Here is a 20,447-nt window from a genome sequence, read left to right as displayed (position 1 = left end):
CTGTCGTCGGGCGTCGGAGTCGGACGTGTCAGCCGGCCCGAGCAACGTCAGCCGGCGGCCCGGACACTCGCAGCGCGGACACCGAGCGCGATGACGCCGGCGCCGACGAGGAGCAGCCCGAGTCCGAGTGCGAGCAGGACACCCGCCGCAGGTTCGAGCCAGGGGAACTCCGCTCCGGCGTCGACCTCGGCCGCCAGCCCGGTGCTGAGGTCGGTCGGCATGACGACGATGAGCCACGACCCCTCCTGCGGCTCGAGGACGAGCTCCTGCCGTCCCGGACCCGAGGAGCTCGCGAGCCACGTCGCGTCCTCCGGAGCGCTCGCCGGAGGCCCGCCGGGGAGGCTGCGTTCCGGCAGCCACGGCCCGCGCACCACGCTCCGCTCGACGCCGGCGAGGTAGGCGCGCACGTCGTCATCCGCGCCGATGCCGAGGAAGATCTCCCGCCCGTCGTCGGCCTCGGCGCGCAGCCGCACCTGGCCGAGTCCCTCGTCGAGCCCGACGCCCTCGAGGCGCAGGACGTCGGTGACCACCGCATACCCCTCCGTCTCGACGGACATCGTGGGGGTGGTGACGAAGCCGTCCTCCCGGGCGGCGAGCATCGCAGCCGCTCCGGTCGCCATCCCGAGGCCGACGGCGAGCGCGACCGCGCCCGCGATCACCGAGAGGACCGGACCCGCTGTCCACCTCGACCCGGCGGGGGTGGGCGGGGGTGGTGCGGCCGGACCGTCCGGCCCGCCCTGGTCGAGGCGGAACGGCGGGTAGGCGTCGGTCATCAAAGCGGCGTACCCGGTGACCCGCAGGGCCCAGCGGTTCAGGCCGAGGAGCAGGTCGTAGAGTCCCTGTGGCAGCCGGCCGGTGAACAGCAGCGCGACACCGGCGATCACAGCGAGCACGGCGAACAGGCCCGGTGCGCGCCATACCCACGTCCCGTCGGCGTCGACGGCCTGGACGGCGCCGGTGTTCGTGAGGGCGCCGAGGATGAGGTAGTGCGGGATGGCGAGCAGCCAGCTCTTGACGAGGACCAGGCCGCGCGAGAGCCGCTCCGGGTACTCCACGTGCAGATCCGCGGGATAGTCGGGGTCCGAACGGAGCGAGAACGGCGGATAGCGGTCCGTGCCCAGGTTGCCGTAGGCGTAGTAGCTGACCCGCCAGCTCCAGCGCAGGACACCGACCGTGAAGTCGAAGATCGCCCGCGGGTAGCGTCCGGTCACGAGGATCGCGACGAACGCGACGACCGTGAGCACGCCGAACGCGAGCCAGAGGAACGCGAGCACGATGGCGTGGGGGATGACGAGCAGCCACTTGACGAGCCAGAGTCCGCGCGACGGACCGTCCGGCTCGGGGGTGGCGGTGAGACGAACCGGGTATGCGCGGGTCGGCTCGGGGGCGACGACAGCGGTCATCGCGATCACCTTCTTGTCGTGTGCGCCGCGCGGTCGGGCTCCTGCCGGCGACCTGGCGCTCAGGCGCGTCTTCCACGGTAGTCCGGCAGGAGCCCCGCAGACCACGACCTGGGTCACACCGCCCGAGCGGCTGGCGGAGCGGCCGGGCGCACACCTCGCCCGCTTAGGGTGGGGGACATGAGTGATCACTCCGGACGCCAGGTCGTCTCGGCGGTTCCCTTCGGCCTCCTCGTGTCCGCGCTGGTCGGTCTGTGCTTCATCGTGCTGAGCATCGCCGGCTATCTGCTCCTGCGCATCCTCAACCCGGTGAGCCCGGCGATCACAGGCATCGCCTTCGCGGTCCTGCTCGCGGGACTGCTGCTGCCGCTGAAACGAGCCTTCACCCGAGTGATCCCGCAGGACTACGCCGCGGCGGGTCTGGCGATGGTGACCTTCCTCGGCGGGCTCATCGGGCTCATGTACGTCACCGGCGCGCAGCTCGTCTCAGGCTTCGCCGAGCTGCGCGAGAGCGTGTTCGCCGCCCTCGAGGCCATTCAGGAGTGGTTGCGCGACGGCCCCCTCGACGCGGGCGAGGTGGGTCTGAGCGACTACTTCCAGCAGGCGCAGGACTGGGTCATGGGCAACTCCGGCTCCATCGTCACCGGCGCACTCGCGGCCGGCTCGCGCATCGGCACCTTCACCGTCGCCGCCGGTCTGGCTCTGGTGACCGCCTTCTTCTTCCTCGCCGACGGCCGCCGGATCTGGCTGTGGTTCATCTCGCTACTGCCCAGCGCCCTCGAGGATCGCGTCGATCGCGCGTTCAGCACCGGCTTCCAGTCCGTGCGGGCCTACGTCAAGACCCAGGCCATCGTCGCGGCGGTGGACGCGGTCGGTATCGGCCTCGGAGCGCTCATCCTCGGGCTGCCGCTCGTGCTGCCACTGACCATCGTCGTGTTCCTCGCGAGCTTCGTGCCCGTCGTGGGCGCCTTCGTGTCGGGGGCGCTGGTCGTCCTCATCGCCGGCTTCAGCGAGGGTCTCACCGCGGCTCTCATCATGGTCGGCATCGTTCTGCTGGTTCAGCAGATCGAGGGCAACGTCCTCCAGCCACTCCTGATGTCCAAGGCGGTCGACCTGCATCCGTGGGGGGTCATCATCGGCGTGACGATCGGCTCCTACGTCTACGGCATCGTGGGCGCGCTGTTCGCAGTGCCCGTCATGGCGATGATCAAGGTCGTCGTCCAGAGCCTGCGCAACCCCGTGACGGAGCCCGTGGGCGACCCACCGGGCGGTCCGGGATGGACGGAGGTCCTCAGCAACGCCCGGACGCTGGGTGCCCGCGCGTTGCCGGCCCGTGGCTCCGGCAAGCGCGCGGCGTCGGGCGCGACCTCGGGCGGCTCAGGTGACGCGGCGGCGGGAGGGTCCGCCGATGGCCGCCCAGACGGTGACGGTCCCGCGGTCGTCGACGACGCCCCACTCATGGGCGATGCTCCGGACGATCCGAAGCCCACGACCTGACGGGGCCAGGGGAGCCGGCCGGCGCACCGACGGCACGGTCTCTCCGCCACCGTCCGAGACCTCGAGCTCGACGACGTCGTTCTTGGCCTTCCAGTGCACCCTGATCGTGCCGTCCGCGAGAGGGCTGGCGTGCCTCAGTGAGTTGGCGATGAGCTCGCTGAGGACGAGCTCGGCCTCGTCGATCGTGTCCTCGGCGACGTCTCGTGCCTCGAGGTCCGTGACGACCACCCGCCGGGCCTCGGCGCCGGCCTCGACCCCCCACGGGATGCGGGCGGTGCGGACCAGCCCCTGACCGGGGATGCCGCCGTACTCGTCGACATCCATGTTCGGGTCGCTGCTCGCCGCTGTCTCACTCACCCCGCGAGGGTAACCCGAGACGGCGGACGGGCGGGAACCCGCGAAAGCGGCTCCGGCCGACAGTGCCTGGACCGCAGCCCGGCTCGGACGAGACCTCCCGGCGGCACGGCCGTGACACTGCGACTCCACCGTGTCCGGTGGGCCGTACAGTGGTGCGCCATGGGTAAGGCTTCTCGACGTCGTCAGGCTCGCCACGAGGCGCGGGCCTCCGCTCCCAGACGTGAGCGGACCGTCCAGGTCCCCTTCGTCTCCCGCCCGTTCGAGGGGCTGGCCGGCGAGACCGAGTGGGTGGCGATCCGAGAGATCCTCCCGGCGGCCACAGGCCGCATCACACTGAAGGGCGACGCGGCACCAGAGGGTGTCACCGAGGCCACCGTGGCAACGGTGCTGCCGCTCGCCTGGGCGGGTCTGCACCGGGACACCGGTGAGATCCTCATCGGCACCCAGTCCGGAGGTGCCAGCGGCGACCCGTCCCGCGACCTGGTCAGCCAGCTGCTCGCCACCGCACAGGTGGAGCTCGGGAGCGCACTGCAGTCGGTCCCGCAGCCGACGGTCGAGACGCCACGACTGCAGGAGGTCGTGGACCAGAGCACGCCGTTCCGGGCCGAGGTCCACGAGGGCTTCGACTTCTGGGTGGGGGAGGCCGAGCTGGACGGCGATGCCAAGGAGTCGCTGGAACGCGCCAACGCCTCGGCCGTCCCGACCGTCCGGATGGGCGAGGACTCGGCATTCTGGTGCCGGATCGGCGAGCGCACGTATGTGCGCATCGTGGTGCCCGACAGTGAGGACTCCGCCACCAACGCCCTCGCGCGGCTGCACGCCGCCGGCGAGGACGACCTCGGCGAGGGCACCCGGTTGCTCGGCGCCTTCCGCGCCTGCGGTCTCCTCGTCCCGGTCGTCGAGCTCGACCCCGACGTGGCACCGGCGGACTACGAGCCAGCGCTCGAGGCCTGGCGTGGTCGCTATGCAAGCGCGGTCGCGTCGACCGACAGCCTCACCGCGGACGAGCGACGCGCCAAGTCCGGACTGCTCAGCCGCCAGGTCACCCTGCGCTAGGCGGGCCAATGACGAGCAGCAACGGCGTCGCGGCCGTCATCCCGGCCAAGGACGAGGCCGACCGCATCGCCGCGACCATCGCGTCCATCCAGGGTGTGCAGGGCGTCGAGATCGTCGTCGTCGTCGACGACGGCAGTACCGACGGCACCGCCGAGATCGCGACGGCGGCCGGAGCGGTCGTCGTGCGACACCCGCAGAACCGCGGTAAGGCCGCTGCGATGGGCACCGGTGCCCGGCGAGTGGCCCAGGAGGACGTGACGGACGGTCGCGAGGTGGGCCGGGCGCTGCTCTTCGTCGACGCCGACCTCGAGGGCAGCGCCGCCGGCCTGGCCCCGCTGGTCCCGCCCGTCATGCTCGGCCAGGCGGACCTGACGATCGCGAACCTGCCGCGCCAGCACACCCCCGGCGGCGGACGCGGCCGGGTGGTCCGGCTCGCCCAGCGCGGCATCCGGGCGACCACCGGCTACGAGGCGGTCCAGCCGCTCTCCGGCCAGCGCTGCATCACCCGGCCGGCGTTCGACGCCGCAACACCACTCGCCCGCGGCTGGGGGGTCGAGGTCGGCATGACGATCGATGTTCTCCGCGCCGGCTTCACCGTCAGCGAGATCCCGTGCGACGTCCACCACCGGGTCACCGGGTCCGACTGGCGCGGCAAGGCGCATCGGGCCGCCCAGATGCGCGATGTCGCGCTCGCGCTCGCAACCCGGGAGGCGCCCAGGGCACACAAGGACCTCGCCGCGGCCGCCGGCCGGCTATGGCGCCGGGTGCCCACCGACCGGATGAGGTCGGCGCTGGCGAAGGTCTTCCGGACCCGCGGCTGACCCATGGCCGACGATGCCCGCCGCGTCGACGGGTCGCTCGACCGGTTCGCCGTCTGGCGCACGACGCTGCTCGTCGTGTCCTTCGGGCTGCTCATCGTCGTGGGCCTGTCGCGCGAGTCGGCCGCCCTGCCCGACCTGGGCCCGCGCGGCTGGGCGCCGGGGACGCTGCTGCCCCTGACCCTCACCTCGGCGACCGTCACGGCGATCCTGGCCACCGCATACCTCCTCGGCGCGGCGGGCGTCGTGCTCGGCTGGCTCGGCGCGCGCATCCTCACGTGGACCTGGCCGATGGCCGTCGGCCTCGGCGCGCTCGCTCTGCTGACCCGGCCGTTCGGGTCGGCCGACCACACGAGCTACGCCGCCTACGGTCGGCTCTCGGCCCTCGGCTCCAGTCCGTATGCGGTGGCTCCGGACGCCTGGATCGCCGGGGGCGGCGTCGATCCGGTCGTCGCCGGTGCCGAGCCGCCGTACCAGGACGTCGTGAGCATCTACGGGCCCGTCGCGACGCTCGTCATGCACGCCGTCGGCTGGCTCGGGGGAGACAACCAGCGCCAGGTGGTGTGGCTCTGGCAGCTCGTCGTCGTGGCGTGCTGGCTGCTCATCCGGGCCGTCCTGCTCCAGCTCAGCGACGTGCCGGGGCGAGTCGACCTGCTGTGGACGGCCAACCCGATCGTCTTCGGGGTCGCCGTCCTCGGCGCGCACATCGACATCCTCGCCGGGGCCCTCGTGGTCGTCGCTCTCATCGCCGCCTCGGGCGACCGACGATGGGTGATCTGGGCGGGGGTGGCCGCCGGGCTGGCGATCGGCGTGAAGTTCACGGCCGGTCTCATCGTGCCCGCTGTGCTCATCGGGTGGTGGTTCGCCCAGCGCCGGGAGCTGCCCCGACGGGCGCTCCTCTTCGGGCTCGGGATGCTCCCGGCCCTGGCGCTCTATGCCGTCTGGTGGCCGGACGTGCTCAACCAGCTGCGGCTCGCGCGTCGCCACATCTCCCTGGCCGGCCCGTGGCGACTGCTCCTCGACAGCGAGCTGCTCGGCCCCGTCGACGACGAGCGGGTCCGGGCACTCATCGTCTGGATGGCCGCCGTCGTGTGCGTCGTCCTCGCGGTGCTGCTGTGGCGGGCCAGCACCGACCTGTTTGCGAGGACCAGCGCCGGCGTCACCGCCCGAGTGCTCGTGGTCGGCTCGCTCGCCTATGTGCTCGCCGCACCGTACTCCCTGCCCTGGTACGACGTGCTCGTCTGGGCGGGTCTCACTCTCGCCGCGCGTTCGGCGCTCGACCTGCTCGCGCTGTGGCGGGGCACGGTGATGGCGCTGGCCTACGTGCCCGGCCGGGTCGTGGCGATGAGCGACGAGGTCGAACGGCTCACGCTCGACGTGCGTCGTGGCGTTGCGCCCTACGCCGTTCTGCTCGCGTGGCTGGCTGTGGCGCTGCTGGGGACGCGGCTCCGGCGCCCGCGGGAAGGCCCTCCTGCGTGGGGTGGTCCGCAGCGGGATCCTGAGCCGCAGCGGCACCGCCCCGATCGGGGTCCGGATCGGGATCGGGGCGCTCGTCCCGGGTGAGCCGGCCCTGCCGGAGCACGTGGACATTGATGGCGATCAGGAGGGGAACGGCGATCGTCGCACCGACAGCCGGGATGGCGACGCCGGAGTCGTTGACGAAGAATCCGATCGTCAGAGCCACGAGCAGGGTGAGCAGGCCCGGACGGAGCGCCGGGTAGCGGTCGAAGGAGCGCTGCAGCGCCCGTGAGCCCCAGGACGTCTCCCGTGCGAGGACGTAGATGACGAAGGCGAGCGCGAACGGCACGAGCATCGTCAGCGTGTAGTTGCCGGTGAGGACGTCCCAGTTCTGCTGCGCCTTGCGGATGACGATGTCGAAGGCGTTGCCGCCCCCGCTCGTGAGGGACTCGAAGAACCTGCCGAGGTGGCTCTGGCTCTCGATCGGCCGCAGTGAGTCGAGGAAGGCGACGCTGAGGAAGAGCAGGCCCGTCACGGCGAAGAGCAGCAGCCACCGTCCCCAGGTCAGCCTGATGCCGAGGATGGTGAGGACGAGGAAGGCGATGGCCGGCGGGAGCGACAGCGGGCCACCCGCGTCGGCGCCCCACATCGGTGCGCCGTTGACGATGAGGGCGACGACGAGGATCGCGCCGGCTGCCCCGGCCGCAGCCGTGCGGCGACCGCGCACGAGGAGAACGTTGGCCACGACCGTCGCGAGGAGGATCGCGCTCGTGATGAACAGCGCGAACGGCACGTTGCCCATGCCGAAGTACCGCCCGCCGATCGCCGGCTGCAGCCCCATGAGTGAGGACAGCTGGAGGCGGGAGCCGGTCATGACGTCCACCCCGATGACCAGGACGGTCACGGCGGAGACGACCGCCACGGGCCCCAGTCCGGTATGTCCCCACGGCCCGCACAGCGCGAGGATGGCGATGATCGCGGTCCAGGCGGCGACCGAGGCGACGATGGCGACCATCGGCCAGCTCACCCGCCACCACGGGACGATGTTGGCGAGGAACGTCGCCGCCGGGACCGCCGCCGCGCTCACGGCGACGACCCGGGCCACGTCGAGCCAGCGGCCGCGGGTCTCGGGACTGCCGAGCTTGCCCTTCCACACCAGGAGGACGAGCAGGTAGATGACGAGCTGGCCGTAGGCGAAGGCCTGGAAGAACGGTGGGACGAGAGAGCGGATCTTGAAGGACGCGAGGTCGTAGTCGACGAGCTCCTGCCAGCGCTCCTGGGCCAGCTCCTCGGAGTTCACGCCCGCGGACTCGCTGGAGATGACTCCGCCGTTGAGGCGGGACGGGATCTCCAGGCCGGTCAGCCCGAGCAGGCTCGTCGTCAGGTCGTTGTTGACGACGAGGCCGGGCTGCCGCGTCGACGGCGAGACCAGGACGCCCGCTCCGAAGTCGGGCCCTCGTGCCACGACCATCCGCAGCCTCGACTCGCGGCCGTCGTCGGCCATGCTCGCGACGATGACGTTGGCGCCGGCTGGGGCAGCGTCGACGACCTCGCCGATGCGCGCATCCAGCTCGGCGAGCGCCTCCGTGCGCGGCTCGCCCTCGAGCGCCTGCGGCAGCGAGCCGACGTCCACGAGCGTGATCGGACAGTCGGTCAGGGCCTCGGGCAGGACCGTGGGATCGTATGCGGTGGTCCGCTCCACGCTGCCGTCACCGCGGGCGGCGCCCAGGGCGGCACCCGGTCCGACGGCCGAGATGCAGACGCCCTGCTCGGCGGCGATGTCGCCGAGCGAGCCGAGCTGGGCGTTGAAGCGGAGCGCTTCAGCCGCCTCGGTGTAGTCGTCCCACTCCTCGACCTGGCCGTCGACCACCGGCGACGGCTCCGGGCACGGCTCCCACGAGGCCCGACGGGGGTTGCCGTCGGCGCTCGGCGCGGCGGCACGTTCGCCCGCCGACACACCGAGCCAGGCGTCGACGGGGCACGTCGAGGTGTTGACCGAGCGGACCGTCAGCGCCGCGCCCGACCCGTCGCGGAGCAGCTCCCAGAGCCGCGGTGTGACCTCGGGGTCGACGTCGGACCAGGTGATTCCCCCGGTGCCGACGAGCACCGTCGCTCCCGACGGGTCCGCCTGGGCCGACTGCACTCCCGGCAGCGCCGTATGAGTGGAGGACGGTGCCGCCTGGGCCGCTTGCGAGGGCAGCAGGAGGAGCGCCCCGAACAGCACGCCCAGGAGGGCGAGCAGGCGGCGGACCGGGGCGAGAGTCACCCCACCAGCCTACGGGGGTGACTACGACACAATGGCGGCGTGACTTCCGGCCGGGCTCCCCACCGCATACCGGTGTGGGGTCTTGCGGTCCTCATCCTCGTGCTCGGTGCGCTGCCCCCGGTGCTGCGCTACCTGGTGTTCTGGCCGGAGGACCAGTGGCAGGTCGACGTGGAGGTCTACCGGCAGGCGGCCCTCTCGATGCTGGCCGGCACCGACATCTACGCCACGCTCACCGAACCCCCGCAGCTGCTGCCGTTCACCTACCCGCCCTTCGCGGCGATCCTCTCCGCGCCGCTCGGCATGGTCCCGTTCGAGGTCGCCGGATGGCTGTGGACGGTCGCCCAGGTCGCGGCGACGTTCGGGATCGTCTGGCTCGCCGCATACCGCCTGCTGCCGTGGCATGTATCCGAACGGGCCGCGACCTGGCGGCCGGTGATCATCGCCGCCCTGACGGTGCCGATGCTGTGGCTGCATCCTGTCGCGGACGGCATCCGCTTCGGGCAGGTCAACGCCTTTCTCGTCCTCGCGTGCCTGGCCGATCTCCGCCGACCCCGGCCGCGGATCCTGCGGTCGCTGCCGCCCGGGATGCTCGTCGGGCTCGCGACCGCCGTCAAGCTCACGCCGGGGGTGTTCATCGTCCATTACGTCGTCTGCCGACGCTGGCGGGAGGCGGCGACGGCGGTGGTCACCGCCGGGTTCGTCACGCTGGTCACGGCCGTGCTGCTGCCGCGGGCCTCGTGGACCTTCTGGACCGGTGCACTGACCGACCCGACGCGGCTCGGGCCGAACTCCGGCACGTCGAACCAGTCGCTGCGCGGGGTGCTGCTGCGACACGGCCCGGACGGGACGGCGGGGACGGTGCTGTGGGTCGCGCTCGTGGTCGCCGTCGGGGTGGCCGGGTTCCTCGTCGCGCGCGAGCTGTGGCGGCGTGGCGACTCGGTCGGCGAGGTCGCCGCGGTCGGGATGCTCGCGGTGCTGCTCTCGCCGGTCGCGTGGATCCACCACTTCCACTGGGTCGTCGTCGTCGTCCTCGCCGTGCTGGGCGCCTGGCCGCCCCGACCGCGCTGGCGCGCCTATGCGGCGCTCGGCATCATGGCGTGGTTCCTCATGCGGCTGCCGTGGTGGGGCATCACGTGGCTCGCGCAGGACCGGCCGGTGTCGCTCTTCGGTCGGTTCATGCAGAACGCCGACGTGGTGGGTGCGCTGCTCGTGCTGGGGATCCTCTGGTTGCTCGCGAGGGACGACGAGGCACGGCGCGTTGCCGACGACGGCGATGATGACGGGGGTGGTGCTGCCGTGGTCGGCGTTGCCGAGGCACCTGGGCGGTCGGCGACCTGAGGTGCGTCAGCCTGGATCCTGGCCGACGGCGCCGACCTCGATCTCGTCGCCGAAGGTGGTGTCCACGACGATCGGCACACCGTCGGGAATCTCGCCCTCGAGAGCGCTCAGCAGATCCGTGGTCGATGGCAGCTCACCGGGAGTGCGCACATCGATGCGCAGGGCGCCGCCGACGAACTCCACATCCTGGACCGCGGTGCCTGGTTGCCCCGACACCCAGTCCTCGGCCACGGCGCGGGCGCGCTCGGTCCAGATGTGGATGCCTGCCACGAGGACGGAGTTGGCGGCCAACGGCATCAGCACGAGCACCGCCACGGTCCAGAGCACGAACGCGGACTGCCTGCGTGCGCCGACCTTCCGGGACAGCCGGGCCGCCTCGTCGGAGTAGCCGAGCGCCGCGAAGATCAGGGTTCCGGCGAGGACCAGCGCCACGAGGTTCGACAGGAACAGGAGGAGCGCTCCGAGCGCGTGCCCGGTCGCTCCGGCGCCGAGGCAGATCCCCACGACGGCGAGTGGGGGCACGAGTGAGATGGCAATGGCCACACCGGGCAGAACGGCGGCCACATCGCGCCGCGCGAGGGCGACGGCCCCGGCGACTCCTGTCGCGATCGCCGCGATGACATCGAGGAGAGTCGGCGAGGTGCGCCCGGCGATCTGCGAGTTCCCGGTCACGTCGATCGAGCCGGGCATGATCAGCGCCACCCCGACACCGATCGCGACGACGACGAGTGCGCCCGCCAGGACGAACCGGCCGGCCCTCAGCCGCTCCCGTTTGACCATCCCCAGGGCGATGCCCATGATCGGCGTCGAGAGGGGGGCGATGATCATCGCCCCGATGACGGTCGCCGTGGAGTCGGCCAGGACGCCGGCCGTGGCGATGATGCCGGACAGGACCAGCATCGACCAGAACGCCGACTGCTTCGACGCGTGGTCGCCCGACCGCAGATCGAGGTCCTCGGTCAGCTCCTCCAGCGTGCGCCGTTGACGCTCTGGCAGCACTCGCTCGCGAATCGTCGTCACCATGGTCCCTCCTTGGGGCCGTCTCTCCCTGTGGCTGTCGCTCCTCGTGAGGGGCCGCGTGAGGCTCAGCCGGGGGCCAATCATGGCACGGTGAACCGGCGCTCGGGACGGCAATGAAACGGTTCCACGTGGTCGGTGCCGTGCTGGTCTTCCGGATCCTGTGGCTGCCGACGCGGAGTGCCGCACGACCGCGAGGACCGGACAGACCGTGACGTCCGGGCCCTACCCGGTGTACATGGAGTCGAGGAGGGTGGCGTACCGCTCTTCGAGCACCTTGCGCTTGAGCTTCAGGCTCGGCGTCAGCTCGTCGCCCTCGACCGTGAGGTCGTGGTCGAGGATCCGGAAGTCCTTGATGGTCTCCCACCGGTTCAGCTGGTCGTTGAGCTGCGCGACGCAGGTCCCCACGTAAGCGCGGACCTCCGGGTTCGCGGTCAGCTCGGCGAAGTCGCCGACGTCCAGACCCCGGGCTCGGCCCCACTGCGGCAGGGCGTCGACGTCGAGGGCGATGAGCGCCGTTGCGTAGTTGCGCCGTTCGGCGTGCACGAGAACCTGGCTCGCGAGCGGGCACAGCGCCTTGAGCTGGGCCTCTATCGGCTGTGGGGCGAGGTACTTGCCACCAGAGGTCTTGATGAGATCCTTCTTGCGGTCCGTGACCCGCAGCCTCCCCTGCGCATCCAGCTCGCCGATGTCACCGGTGGCGAACCAGCCGTCAGGGCTGAGCACCCGAGCGGTCTCCTCTGGCAGGTTGTGGTACCCGCGCATGACGTGTGGGCCGCGGAGCAGGATCTCGCCGTCGTCGGCGATGCGCAGCTCCGATCCGACGAGCGGAGGTCCGACGACTCCCGGGACCGGGTGCTCCGGGTCGCCGACGCAGGCACCGCCGCCCGTCTCGGTCAGGGCGTATCCCTCGATCAGGGTCAGACCTGCCGTCCGGAACCAGGCAGCGATGTCGGGCGATAGGGCGGCGCTCCCCGAGATCATGAACCGCATCCGTCCACCGAGGCGGTCCCGGATCTTGGCGAGAACGAGGCGGTCGGCGATGGCGAACTGTAGACCGAGGATCCGGCCGAGCGGCCTGCCCTCGGCGCGCGCCGCGACGACCTGCTCACCCACGCGGAAGCCCCAGGTGAACAGCCTGGACCGGATGCCCCCGGTCTCCGCCATCGTCTGGACGATGCGGCCGTGGATCTTCTCGAAGATCCGTGGCGGTCCGGCCATGATGGTCGGTCGCACGACCGCGAGGTTGTCGACGATCCTGTCGATGCGGCCATCGACGGCTGTCGGGAAGCCGACCTGGAGCTGCACGGCTGCGAGCATCTTGCCGAACGAGTGCGACAGGGGCAGCCACAGGTACTGAAGGTCGTCCGGTCGCAGGATCCCGATGGCCTCCGCACCGGCGCCGAGATAGGTCCAGCAGCGGTGGGGCAGCTCCACCCCCTTGGGGCGCCCGGTCGTCCCCGACGTGTAGATCAGCGTGGCGAGGTGATCGGGCCGCACGGCGGCCACGGCATCATCGACCGACGACGGGGTCTCTGCGAGGTGCCGCGCCCCCAACGCCTCGAGGTCGGCCATGCCGATCACCCAGTCGCCATCGGCCTCGCCGTCGAAGGTGATGACACGGATGACATCGGGGAGGTGCTCGCGCTGGGCGCGCAGCTTGGCGATCTGCGCGTCGTCCTCGGCGAAGACGATGCGTGTCCCGCTGTCGGAGAGGATGAAGGCGACGTCGGCGACATCGGTCGACGGGTAGACGGCCGTGGTCGCCGCGCCGGCGCACATGATCGCCAGGTCGGCGTAGAGCCACTCGATGCGGGTGCCCGAGGCGATGGCCACCCGTTGCTCGGGCTGGATTCCGAGCTCCAGCAGTCCGGCCGCCAACGTCCTGGTGATCTCCATGGTCTGGGCCCAGGTCACCGAGCTCCACCCGTCGCCGGTGGGGAATCGGAACGCCTCGCCGCGTGGAGTCTGCGCAACCCTGTCGTAGAACATCTGCGCCAGCGAGCGCGCCGGCTCGGCGTAGGCGCCCGTGTCGGTCGAACCCATCGACGTCATGGCCATGACGTTCGCCTCTTTCCGGAGGGCACGTCGGCCCTCGTCGGTTCCCACCCTACGTTCATCGGCGCCGACCCGGTCCGTCCTGTCCGTGCCGCTGGGCGCGCTCGGCGGGTGAGCACCGCATACAGCGTGGGCACGGACGTCAATAGGGTGGTGCCATGTTCGGCATGAATGGGGGCGAGGCGGCGCTGCTGGTCGTCCTCGGTGTCCTGCCGCTCCTGCTGCTCGTCGCGGTCGCGGTGTGGGGTCTGCGGCTCCAGACCCGGGTTCGGCGGCTCGAGGCGCACCGGCCCGCGGGGGAGGCCGACGTGGCCGCGCTGCGTGCCGAGATCGCAGCGGCGCTGCGTCACGTGGCGGTCGTCCGCTACGACGCCTTCGGCGACATGGGCGGGCGGCTGTCGTTCAGCGCGGCCCTCGTCGACGACGCCGGCGACGGCGTCGTCATCTCCGCGATCCACGCCCGCGGCGAGTCGCGCACCTATGCCAAGGGACTCGTCTCCGGTCGGAGCGACACCACCCTGACGCCCGAGGAGCAGCAGGCTCTCGCGGCGGCACGCACCGGAAGGGCCGGCGCATGAGCGATCCGACGACCTACGGCTATCTCGGACCGGCAGGCACGTTCACCCAGATGGCGCTCGAGCAGTGGGGGCTCCCCGAGGGTGCGCACCAGCGACCGTTCGGCTCGGTCGACGCCGCGCTCGAGGCGCTGCGGCGGGGCGAGATCGCGGCGGCGATGGTCCCCATCGAGAACTCCGTCGAGGGCGGCGTGAGCGCGACGCTCGACGCCCTCGCGCACGGCGATCCGCTCGTCGTCGTCGGCGAGGTGCTCGTGCCGATCACCTTCGTCCTCGCCGCCCGTCCCGGGGTGAGACTGGAGGAGGTGCGTCGGGTCGGAACCCATCCGCATGCCTGGGCCCAGGTGCGCGGGTTCGTCGCCGAGCGGCTGCCTGAGGCGGTCTATGTGCCCGCCCTGTCGACGGCGGCGGCGGCACAGTCGCTCGCCGTGGACCCGGAGGTCACCTTCGAGGCGGCCGTCTGCGCTCCCGTCGCCGCGACGAACAACGGGCTCGAGATCCTCGCCGACGACATCGGCGACCTGAAGCACGCGGTCACGCGGTTCGTCCTCGTCGCGCCGCCCGGAGCGCTGCCGGCGCGCACCGGCGCCGACAAGACGACCGTCGTCCTGTTCCAGCACCACGACCGGCCGGGGGCATTGCTCGAGCTGCTCGAGCAGTTCGCGGTGCGGGGGATCAACATGACCCGCCTCGAGTCCCGTCCGACGGGGCAGTCGATGGGTTCCTACTGCTTCTCGGTCGACTTCGAGGGGCACGTCCTCGACGAACGAGTGGGTGAGGCACTCGTCGGCCTGAAGCGGGTGTGCCTGGGGGTGCGGTTCCTCGGCTCATATCCTCGGGCGGACGAGGTGGAGGTGCGCGTGTCGCCCGACATCAGCGACGACGCCTTCCATGAGGCGCGCGCCTGGCTCGACGCACTGCGCACGCCGCCCGCTGCGGGCTGACCGGGCGGCTCCAGGGCCGCGCGCGATGGTGTGCCGAGCCGCCAGGACCAGCCGGCCGACGCGCTGCACTCGTGTCGGTTCTGACCGGCCATGGCGTTCCTATTGCGTCGCTTGGCCACGGCTCGAGTCACGGTGGCGCGGGCTGAACTCGCGGTGGCTGCCCACCCATTCGTTGACGACCTCCCACTGCTCGTCGATCCAGTCCTCGATCGCCTCCGGATCGCTCGGTCGCTCGTCGGGGCCGAAGGTCCAGGCCCGGATGAGAAAGGGGTGGTCGTGCAGGGGGATGGCCTTGAAGATCTGCCACGGCGTGAGGAGCCACTCGAGCCCTGTGTGCGCGACGATCATGACGTCCGCATCGGGCCGGGCCGACATGGCGGCGACGACGCCGCCGGATCGGGGTGGCAGCACGTGCACCCACGACTCGGCCTGCGCGGCGCGCTCCTCCTGACCGCTCTCTCGGAACCGGGTGATGTTGGCCTGCCAGCGTCCCCGCGTCCAGTTGCCGCCCTCGGGAAACAGCAGCATCGCGTCCATCAGCTCCAGCGTCTCCGCCATCTCCCGGATCGGCTTCGTCCGGTCGTCGCCGGCGCCTGAGCGCGACGGCACGAAGTACGAGCGCACCCGGTACAGCACGGCGCCGATCCCCGGGTCCCACCGCAGGAAGTCCTTGAGCACCACGCGCGGCAGCCGCCCGGCGTAGGCGGCCAGCAGCCAGGCCAACACGAGCGAGTCACCGGGTCCGGCGTGCCGCGCGAAAACGAGCAGCGGCGCCCGCTCACTGCCGAAGTCGACCGGCTCCTCGAGCTCGACCCGCAGACCCACCCATCGCTGCGAGTGCTCCATGATCCCGTCGAGTGCGTCGAGCAGGAGCTTCTCGTGCTCGCGTCGCCAGGACTCACCCCGTTCGTGGTAGTCGCCCTGGCGCAGGTGCCGCAGCCAGATGTAGAAGCACCCGGTCACCAGACCCGCGTCGAGCCAGAGGAACACGACGAGCATCGCGAGCACGCGCACGAACCGGAACCTGCGGTCGATCGGCCACAGCAGCACCCCGAGGACGAAGAACGGCACCGACAGCGCGGTGATCAGCGCCACGAGCGGCAGCCAGATGACCTGCACCAGACGGCGCGCCCAGAGCGGTGGGGGAGGGATGACCATCTCGCCTCAGCCTCTGCTCAGGTGACTGTCCAGGTATGCGGTGCTCGCCGCATACGCCTGCTCCGCCCTCTCCTCGATGCGGCTACCCATTCCCTGGGTCAGCGAGATGGCCGGCGTGGAGGACGCGCCGCTCGGGAGTACGTGCAGGGTGACGTCGTCGGGGACGGTGTCGAGCTCCTCGTGGTAGCGGTGCCGGCGGGCGATCTCGAAGGCGACCGCGGCGACCTCCCACGGCTTGGTCGGCACCTGGAGGGACTGCTCGACGCGGCCGACCTGGAGCACGTAGATGTCGGTCGCGCCGAGCTCGAGAGCCCGGCCGACGGGGATCGAGTGCACGAGCCCTCCGTCGAGGAAGTGCTGGCCGTCGATCTCGACCGGCCGGAACATGCCGGGCACGGCGCACGAGGCGAGGATCGCGGGCGTGATCGGCCCGGAGGTGAACCAGCGCGCCTTGCTCGACTCGATATGGGCGGCCACGCACTGGAACGGCACGGTGAGGTCCTCGATGCGCTCCACTCCGAGCCGCTCGTCGATCAGTCGGCGCAGCGGTCTGGTCGACATGAAGTGCGTGCGGTACTTCGCCGCGCGGGCGGCCTGCTTGAAGGGGTTCTCGAGGAAGTCGCCCTCCTCGCGGACGGTGCGCCAGATCTGCGCGAGCCGGTCGGCGGCGGCCGGGGTCGGGTCGGCGGCGACGAACGCACCGTTGACCGACCCGATGCTCGTGCCGAGGACGAGATCGGGGCGCACGCCCCTGTCGAGCAGCGCCCGCAGCATGCCGACCTGGGCGGCGCCGAGGACGCCGCCGCCGCCGAGGACGAAGGCCGTCCGGGTGGCGGCTCGCGTGGTCACGGGTGCAAGCGTACGGCCGGGTGACTGTGGTCGCCGTGTCGTCGGTCGGTCCGTCTGCTCGGCCCGTCTGCTCGGCCCGTCTGTTCAGTCCGTCGGCCGGGACCGGTATCCGACGAGCTCGGCCTCCCGCGCATACCCGAAACGCTCGTAGAGCCGGACGGCGGGAGCGTTGGACTCCTTGACGGTCAGATTGACGCACCCGTTGGGGGAGGCGGCGAGGACCGCCCGACCGATGGCGCTCAGCAGTCCCGCGCCCAGACCCCGGCCGCGGGCCCCGGGGGAGAGCGCGATGAAGTCGAGGTAGCCGTCGCCGTCGGCCTGGATCTCGGCGGAGGCGTAGCCCAGGACCCAGCCGGCACCGCCGGTGGAACGGCCACTGTCGGCGAGCTCGGTGAGCTCGGTGAGGACGAGGGTGACCCGTTCGGGGTCGGAGAGCAGGCGGCGCGCCGTCGCGTAGGTCCCCGGGAAGGCCTCCTCGTGGATCACCGTGACCGCCTCGAGGTCGCCGTCGACAGCGGGACGGACCGTCGCGGGCGCATCCGGCCATCCATCGGCGGACCGGGCGACGTAGACGTAGTTGACCTCGCTCGCGATCCAGCCGCGCGAGGTGGCGAGCTCGGCCAGCCGCTCGTGTTCCGGGGCGGCGGAGACCTCGTGGTCCTGCACGGTCGCCGGGGTCAGCGTGACGGCCGCGTCGAGGAGCGCGTCGGCGACCTCGTCCCACATCGCCTCGTCGCGGGTCCAGGGACCGTGGACCCAGCTGCGGCCGGTCTCCTCGTCCCAGTCCACGAGCACGGCGCCGACCACGTCGGCACTGTCGTCGACCGCCACTCGCAGCGTCTCGCGCCATGGGATCTCGATGTCGTCGAGCTCGGCCCGGATGCCGTCCGGTGTCGTGCCGAGGTAGGCGCAGGCGGTCACGGGTGCGGCCTGCCGGTCGACGATGAGACCGAGGGCCCGGTCGACCTGCTCGGGCGATGGCGCCGCGACGAGCACCGGTCAGCGCCGCACGACGAGGGCGAGCGGGTCGACCGAGATCGTCGACTCGCCGGGATGGCACTCTCCGACGTCGCGGCCGTCGACGGTCAACCGGGCCGGCTTGTCGAGCGTCACGGTGAACGCGACCGACTTCATGGGCACGAGCAGCGGGGTCGCCCGCGAGGACTTGCGCATCATCGCCCGGGCCACCCCGGTCCAGCCCTTGAAGGACTGGCTGGCGTGCAGGTACCCGTCGAGGACGGCGGAGCCGTCGGCGCGCGTCGAGAACGCGAGGGAGCGCGAGGGGCGGGTGATCGCCTCCTCGTCGTCGGGTTTGACGGTGGCGGTGAAGGAGGTCCCCTTGACGAGGCTGCGCGCGACGGTGCGCGTCCGCAGCGCTGGCTCGTCGTCGGCCACGACGTCGCCGATGACGAGCGAGCTGAGGAAGACGAGATGCTGGGCCCGCGGCTCAGCGCCCGGTCCGCCCTCCGTTCCCGCGGACCCATCGTCGGGCGGGGCCGCGGCGATCGTGGCCCGGCCGATGTCGATGCGCGAGTTCTGTCCGGTGAGGGCGGTCGTCATCGCCGCCGCGATGCCGGCGGAGGGCAGAGCGAGGCGTCCCCCGGGTGGAGGAGCGGCGACGGCGGGCGAGTCGGTCGGGTCCGACGGGGCGTCGGTATGAGCGGGCGCCCCCTCGTCGGGCGCCGGCAGGAAGGCGACCGGGGTCTCGGTGCCGGCCAGGACCGTGACGACGCCCCGGGCGACGGCGGAGTCGCCTCGGACGCCGACGACGTCGACCGAGGCGGCCAGGGCCTCGCGGGCCACGGCCGCCGCAGAGTGGACGTCCTCGGCGGCGAGCCAGAGGGGCTCGTCCCAGCCGGTCGCGATCGACAGCGATGTCAGCTCCGCGCGCAGCTCGGGGCCGGCGCCCTGGGCGATGATCGCGGCGCGCTTCAGGGGCTCGGGTTCGGGCTCCTCGGTCCGGAAGGTGTCGCGGTGCGGGCGCTTCTTGTTCGGGGCACGATGCCGCCCCGGGCCCTTCGGACGGTCCCGAGTCGTCCTCACGACGAGGTACGTGACGAACGCGATCACCGCGAGGCCGACCACCCCCGCGACGATGAGCCACATCGTCTCCGTGTCCGTCACGCGGTCAACCTATACCAGCGCGAGCGCGCTCTCCGGCAACGCCGAGGTCGCCTCCTATCCATCGGAGCCCCGGCCTTCCACCCGCGACGGACGGCGCAGCGGTGGCTATCGACGCCCGTGGCCGACGCCGAACCGTCCGTCGCGGGGAGTCGCCCGGACGGCCGGTATGCGTGGGGCGAGCACCGCATACCCGCTCACTAGACTTGCGCGGGTGATCGACATCAAGCTGCTCCGCGAGAACCCCGAGGTGGTGCGTGCCAGCCAACGCGCCCGCGGCGAGGACGAGGGGATCGTCGACGCCGTCCTCGCGGCCGACCGGCGCCGGCGTGGCTCGCTGAGCTCCTTCGAGCGGCTGCGCGCCGAGCAGAAGTCCCTCGGCAAGGACGTCGCGCGCGCCCAGGGCGAGGAGAAGCAGGCGCTGCTCGCCCGGACCAAGGACCTGGCGGCCCAGGTCAAGGCGCTGCAGGCCGCCGCGGACGAGGCACAGGGCGAGCTCGACAGCCTCATGCTGCGGATCGGCAACGTCATCATCGACGGCGTCCCGAGCGGTGGCGAGGACGACTACGTCGTGCGCGAGGAGATCGGCACCCCGCGCGACTTCGCGGCCGAGGGCTTCGAGCCGAAGGACCACCTGCAGCTCGCCGAGGGGCTCGACGCGATCGACATGGCCCGCGGCGCCAAGGTCGCCGGGGCTCGGTTCTACTTCCTCAAGGGCCAGGGCGCCCGCCTCGAGATGGGTCTGCTGCACCTCGCCATGCGCCGGGCCCTTGCGGCCGGATTCACGCCGATGATCACCCCCACCCTGGTCAACCGCACGACCATGGCCGGCGCGGGCTTCATCGACAACCACCTCGATGAGGTCTACCACCTGCCCTCCGACGACCTGTTCCTCACCGGCACGAGCGAGGTGGCGCTGGCCGGCTACCACGCGGACGAGGTCATCGACCTCTCGAACGGGCCGATCCGCTACGCCGGTCAGTCCACCTGCTACCGGCGCGAGGCCGGCAGCTACGGCAAGGACACCCGCGGCATCATCCGGGTGCACCAGTTCAACAAGATCGAGATGTTCGTGTACTGCCGTCCCGAGGACGCCGCGGCCGAGCACGACCGGCTGCTGCAGCTCGAGAAGGACATGCTCGCGACGATCGAGGTGCCGTACCGCATCATCGACACGGCCGCCGGCGACCTCGGCGGTCCGGCCGCGCGCAAGTTCGACTGCGAGGCATGGATCCCGACCCAGGATCGGCACCGGGAGCTCACGTCGACGTCGAACTGCACGACCTTCCAGGCCCGCCGGCTCGGCACGCGGTTCAAGCGGACCTCCGCCGAGGGTGGGGCCAACGAGGTCGCGGCCACCCTCAACGGCACGCTCGCGACGACGCGCTGGCTCGTCGCCATCCTCGAGAACCACCAGCGGGCGAATGGCTCGGTCGTCGTCCCGGAGGCGCTGCGCGAGGCCGTGGGTCTCGACGTACTCACGCCCCGGTCCTGACGGCGCACGGCCGTCAGGACCCAGGCGCCCTGCGGGCGCC

Annotated in this window: 16 protein-coding genes; 7 read left to right on the top strand and 9 right to left on the bottom strand. The window is 71.8% G+C overall.

Translation table 11 applies throughout. The features are described from left to right. Positions 1–47 precede the first annotated feature (47 nt). On the bottom strand, positions 48–1,403 hold the full coding sequence (locus tag GA707_RS21800) for a DUF4389 domain-containing protein (RefSeq protein ID WP_152178513.1): 1,356 nt from the start codon (positions 1,401–1,403) through the stop codon (positions 48–50). 177 nt (positions 1,404–1,580) lie between these two features. Between GA707_RS21800 and GA707_RS11190 the strand changes: the two genes are divergently transcribed. Then, complete coding sequence (locus tag GA707_RS11190) at positions 1,581–2,897, top strand: AI-2E family transporter (protein WP_152178512.1); 1,317 nt, start codon at positions 1,581–1,583, stop codon at positions 2,895–2,897. On the opposite strand, the gene GA707_RS11185 is transcribed toward GA707_RS11190, so the two are convergent. Then, positions 2,778–3,254 (bottom strand): ATP-binding protein, encoded by a 477-nt coding sequence (locus tag GA707_RS11185; protein WP_226963724.1) that lies wholly within the window; start codon positions 3,252–3,254, stop codon positions 2,778–2,780. The two genes, GA707_RS11190 and GA707_RS11185, sit on opposite strands and share 120 nt — an antisense overlap. Before the next feature lie 159 nt (positions 3,255–3,413). On the opposite strand from GA707_RS11185, the gene GA707_RS11180 reads away from it, so the two are divergent. Both GA707_RS11180 and GA707_RS11175 read left to right on the top strand, forming a co-directional pair. Continuing rightward, a complete protein-coding gene (locus tag GA707_RS11180) occupies positions 3,414–4,310 on the top strand; it encodes a DUF5926 family protein (RefSeq protein ID WP_152178511.1) in 897 nt (298 codons plus the stop codon). A gap of 8 nt (positions 4,311–4,318) precedes the next feature. Then, positions 4,319–5,131 carry a glycosyltransferase gene (locus GA707_RS11175; protein WP_152178510.1) on the top strand — a complete coding sequence of 271 codons (813 nt, stop codon included), beginning with the start codon at positions 4,319–4,321 and terminating at the stop codon, positions 5,129–5,131. Positions 5,132–6,494: 1,363 nt separating this feature from the next. Here the strand turns inward: GA707_RS11175 and GA707_RS20840 are convergent. Continuing rightward, positions 6,495–8,852: a hypothetical protein gene (locus tag GA707_RS20840; RefSeq protein ID WP_193315291.1), complete on the bottom strand. Its 2,358-nt coding sequence runs from the start codon at positions 8,850–8,852 to the stop codon at positions 6,495–6,497. Positions 8,853–8,891: 39 nt separating this feature from the next. Here GA707_RS20840 and GA707_RS11165 point away from each other — a divergent pair, with 39 nt between their 5' ends. Beyond that, positions 8,892–10,190 carry a glycosyltransferase 87 family protein gene (locus GA707_RS11165; protein WP_152178508.1) on the top strand — a complete coding sequence of 433 codons (1,299 nt, stop codon included), beginning with the start codon at positions 8,892–8,894 and terminating at the stop codon, positions 10,188–10,190. A 6-nt stretch (positions 10,191–10,196) separates the two neighbouring features. Here the strand turns inward: GA707_RS11165 and GA707_RS11160 are convergent, their stop codons facing one another. Together GA707_RS11160 and GA707_RS11155 are read right to left on the bottom strand one after the other, a co-directional pair. After that, on the bottom strand, positions 10,197–11,213 hold the full coding sequence (locus tag GA707_RS11160; RefSeq protein WP_152178507.1) for a TIGR00341 family protein: 1,017 nt from the start codon (positions 11,211–11,213) through the stop codon (positions 10,197–10,199). A 219-nt stretch (positions 11,214–11,432) separates the two neighbouring features. After that, positions 11,433–13,268, bottom strand: a complete 1,836-nt coding sequence (locus GA707_RS11155) for a long-chain fatty acid--CoA ligase (RefSeq protein ID WP_226963723.1) — start codon at positions 13,266–13,268, stop codon at positions 11,433–11,435. A gap of 155 nt (positions 13,269–13,423) precedes the next feature. On the opposite strand from GA707_RS11155, the gene GA707_RS11150 reads away from it, so the two are divergent. Together GA707_RS11150 and pheA are read left to right on the top strand one after the other, a co-directional pair. Continuing rightward, a complete protein-coding gene (locus GA707_RS11150) occupies positions 13,424–13,843 on the top strand; it encodes a DUF4446 family protein (protein ID WP_152178506.1) in 420 nt (139 codons plus the stop codon). Then, positions 13,840–14,784 carry a prephenate dehydratase gene (pheA, locus tag GA707_RS11145; protein WP_152178505.1) on the top strand — a complete coding sequence of 315 codons (945 nt, stop codon included), beginning with the start codon at positions 13,840–13,842 and terminating at the stop codon, positions 14,782–14,784. Before GA707_RS11150 ends, pheA begins: the two co-directional genes overlap by 4 nt. A 99-nt stretch (positions 14,785–14,883) precedes the next feature. Here the strand turns inward: pheA and GA707_RS11140 are convergent, their stop codons facing one another. The 4 genes from GA707_RS11140 to GA707_RS11125 all read right to left on the bottom strand — a co-directional run bounded on the left by GA707_RS11140 (position 14,884) and on the right by GA707_RS11125 (position 18,915). Beyond that, a complete protein-coding gene (locus GA707_RS11140; protein WP_152178504.1) occupies positions 14,884–15,942 on the bottom strand; it encodes a lysophospholipid acyltransferase family protein in 1,059 nt (352 codons plus the stop codon). A 6-nt stretch (positions 15,943–15,948) separates the two neighbouring features. Further along, positions 15,949–16,791 carry a patatin-like phospholipase family protein gene (locus GA707_RS11135; protein WP_152178503.1) on the bottom strand — a complete coding sequence of 281 codons (843 nt, stop codon included), beginning with the start codon at positions 16,789–16,791 and terminating at the stop codon, positions 15,949–15,951. An 84-nt stretch (positions 16,792–16,875) separates the two neighbouring features. Beyond that, on the bottom strand, positions 16,876–17,787 hold the full coding sequence (locus GA707_RS11130) for an N-acetyltransferase (RefSeq protein WP_152178502.1): 912 nt from the start codon (positions 17,785–17,787) through the stop codon (positions 16,876–16,878). 3 nt (positions 17,788–17,790) lie between these two features. Beyond that, positions 17,791–18,915 (bottom strand): hypothetical protein, encoded by a 1,125-nt coding sequence (locus GA707_RS11125; RefSeq protein ID WP_152178501.1) that lies wholly within the window; start codon positions 18,913–18,915, stop codon positions 17,791–17,793. 211 nt (positions 18,916–19,126) lie between these two features. Between GA707_RS11125 and serS the strand changes: the two genes are divergently transcribed. Further along, positions 19,127–20,407: a serine--tRNA ligase gene (serS, locus tag GA707_RS11120; protein ID WP_152178500.1), complete on the top strand. Its 1,281-nt coding sequence runs from the start codon at positions 19,127–19,129 to the stop codon at positions 20,405–20,407. Positions 20,408–20,447 lie beyond the last annotated feature (40 nt).

It is taken from the genome of Nostocoides sp. F2B08, assembly GCF_009184895.1.
GTDB lineage: Bacteria > Actinomycetota > Actinomycetes > Actinomycetales > Dermatophilaceae > F2B08.
The sequence above is the reverse complement of the archived record's forward strand: the minus strand, read 5'-3'. Positions and strand labels throughout refer to the sequence as shown.

Bases quoted from the DNA above. Each gene is read 5' to 3' on its own strand.
- GA707_RS21800 (WP_152178513.1), bottom strand. From the start codon at position 1,403: ATGACCGCTGTCGTCGCCCCCGAGCCGACCCGCGCATACCCGGTTCGT.
- GA707_RS11190 (WP_152178512.1), top strand. From the start codon at position 1,581: ATGAGTGATCACTCCGGACGCCAGGTCGTCTCGGCGGTTCCCTTCGGC.
- GA707_RS11180 (WP_152178511.1), top strand. From the start codon at position 3,414: ATGGGTAAGGCTTCTCGACGTCGTCAGGCTCGCCACGAGGCGCGGGCC.
- GA707_RS11175 (WP_152178510.1), top strand. From the start codon at position 4,319: ATGACGAGCAGCAACGGCGTCGCGGCCGTCATCCCGGCCAAGGACGAG.
- GA707_RS11160 (WP_152178507.1), bottom strand. From the start codon at position 11,213: ATGGTGACGACGATTCGCGAGCGAGTGCTGCCAGAGCGTCAACGGCGC.
- GA707_RS11155 (WP_226963723.1), bottom strand. From the start codon at position 13,268: ATGGCCATGACGTCGATGGGTTCGACCGACACGGGCGCCTACGCCGAG.
- GA707_RS11150 (WP_152178506.1), top strand. From the start codon at position 13,424: ATGTTCGGCATGAATGGGGGCGAGGCGGCGCTGCTGGTCGTCCTCGGT.
- pheA (WP_152178505.1), top strand. From the start codon at position 13,840: ATGAGCGATCCGACGACCTACGGCTATCTCGGACCGGCAGGCACGTTC.
- GA707_RS11140 (WP_152178504.1), bottom strand. From the start codon at position 15,942: ATGGTCATCCCTCCCCCACCGCTCTGGGCGCGCCGTCTGGTGCAGGTC.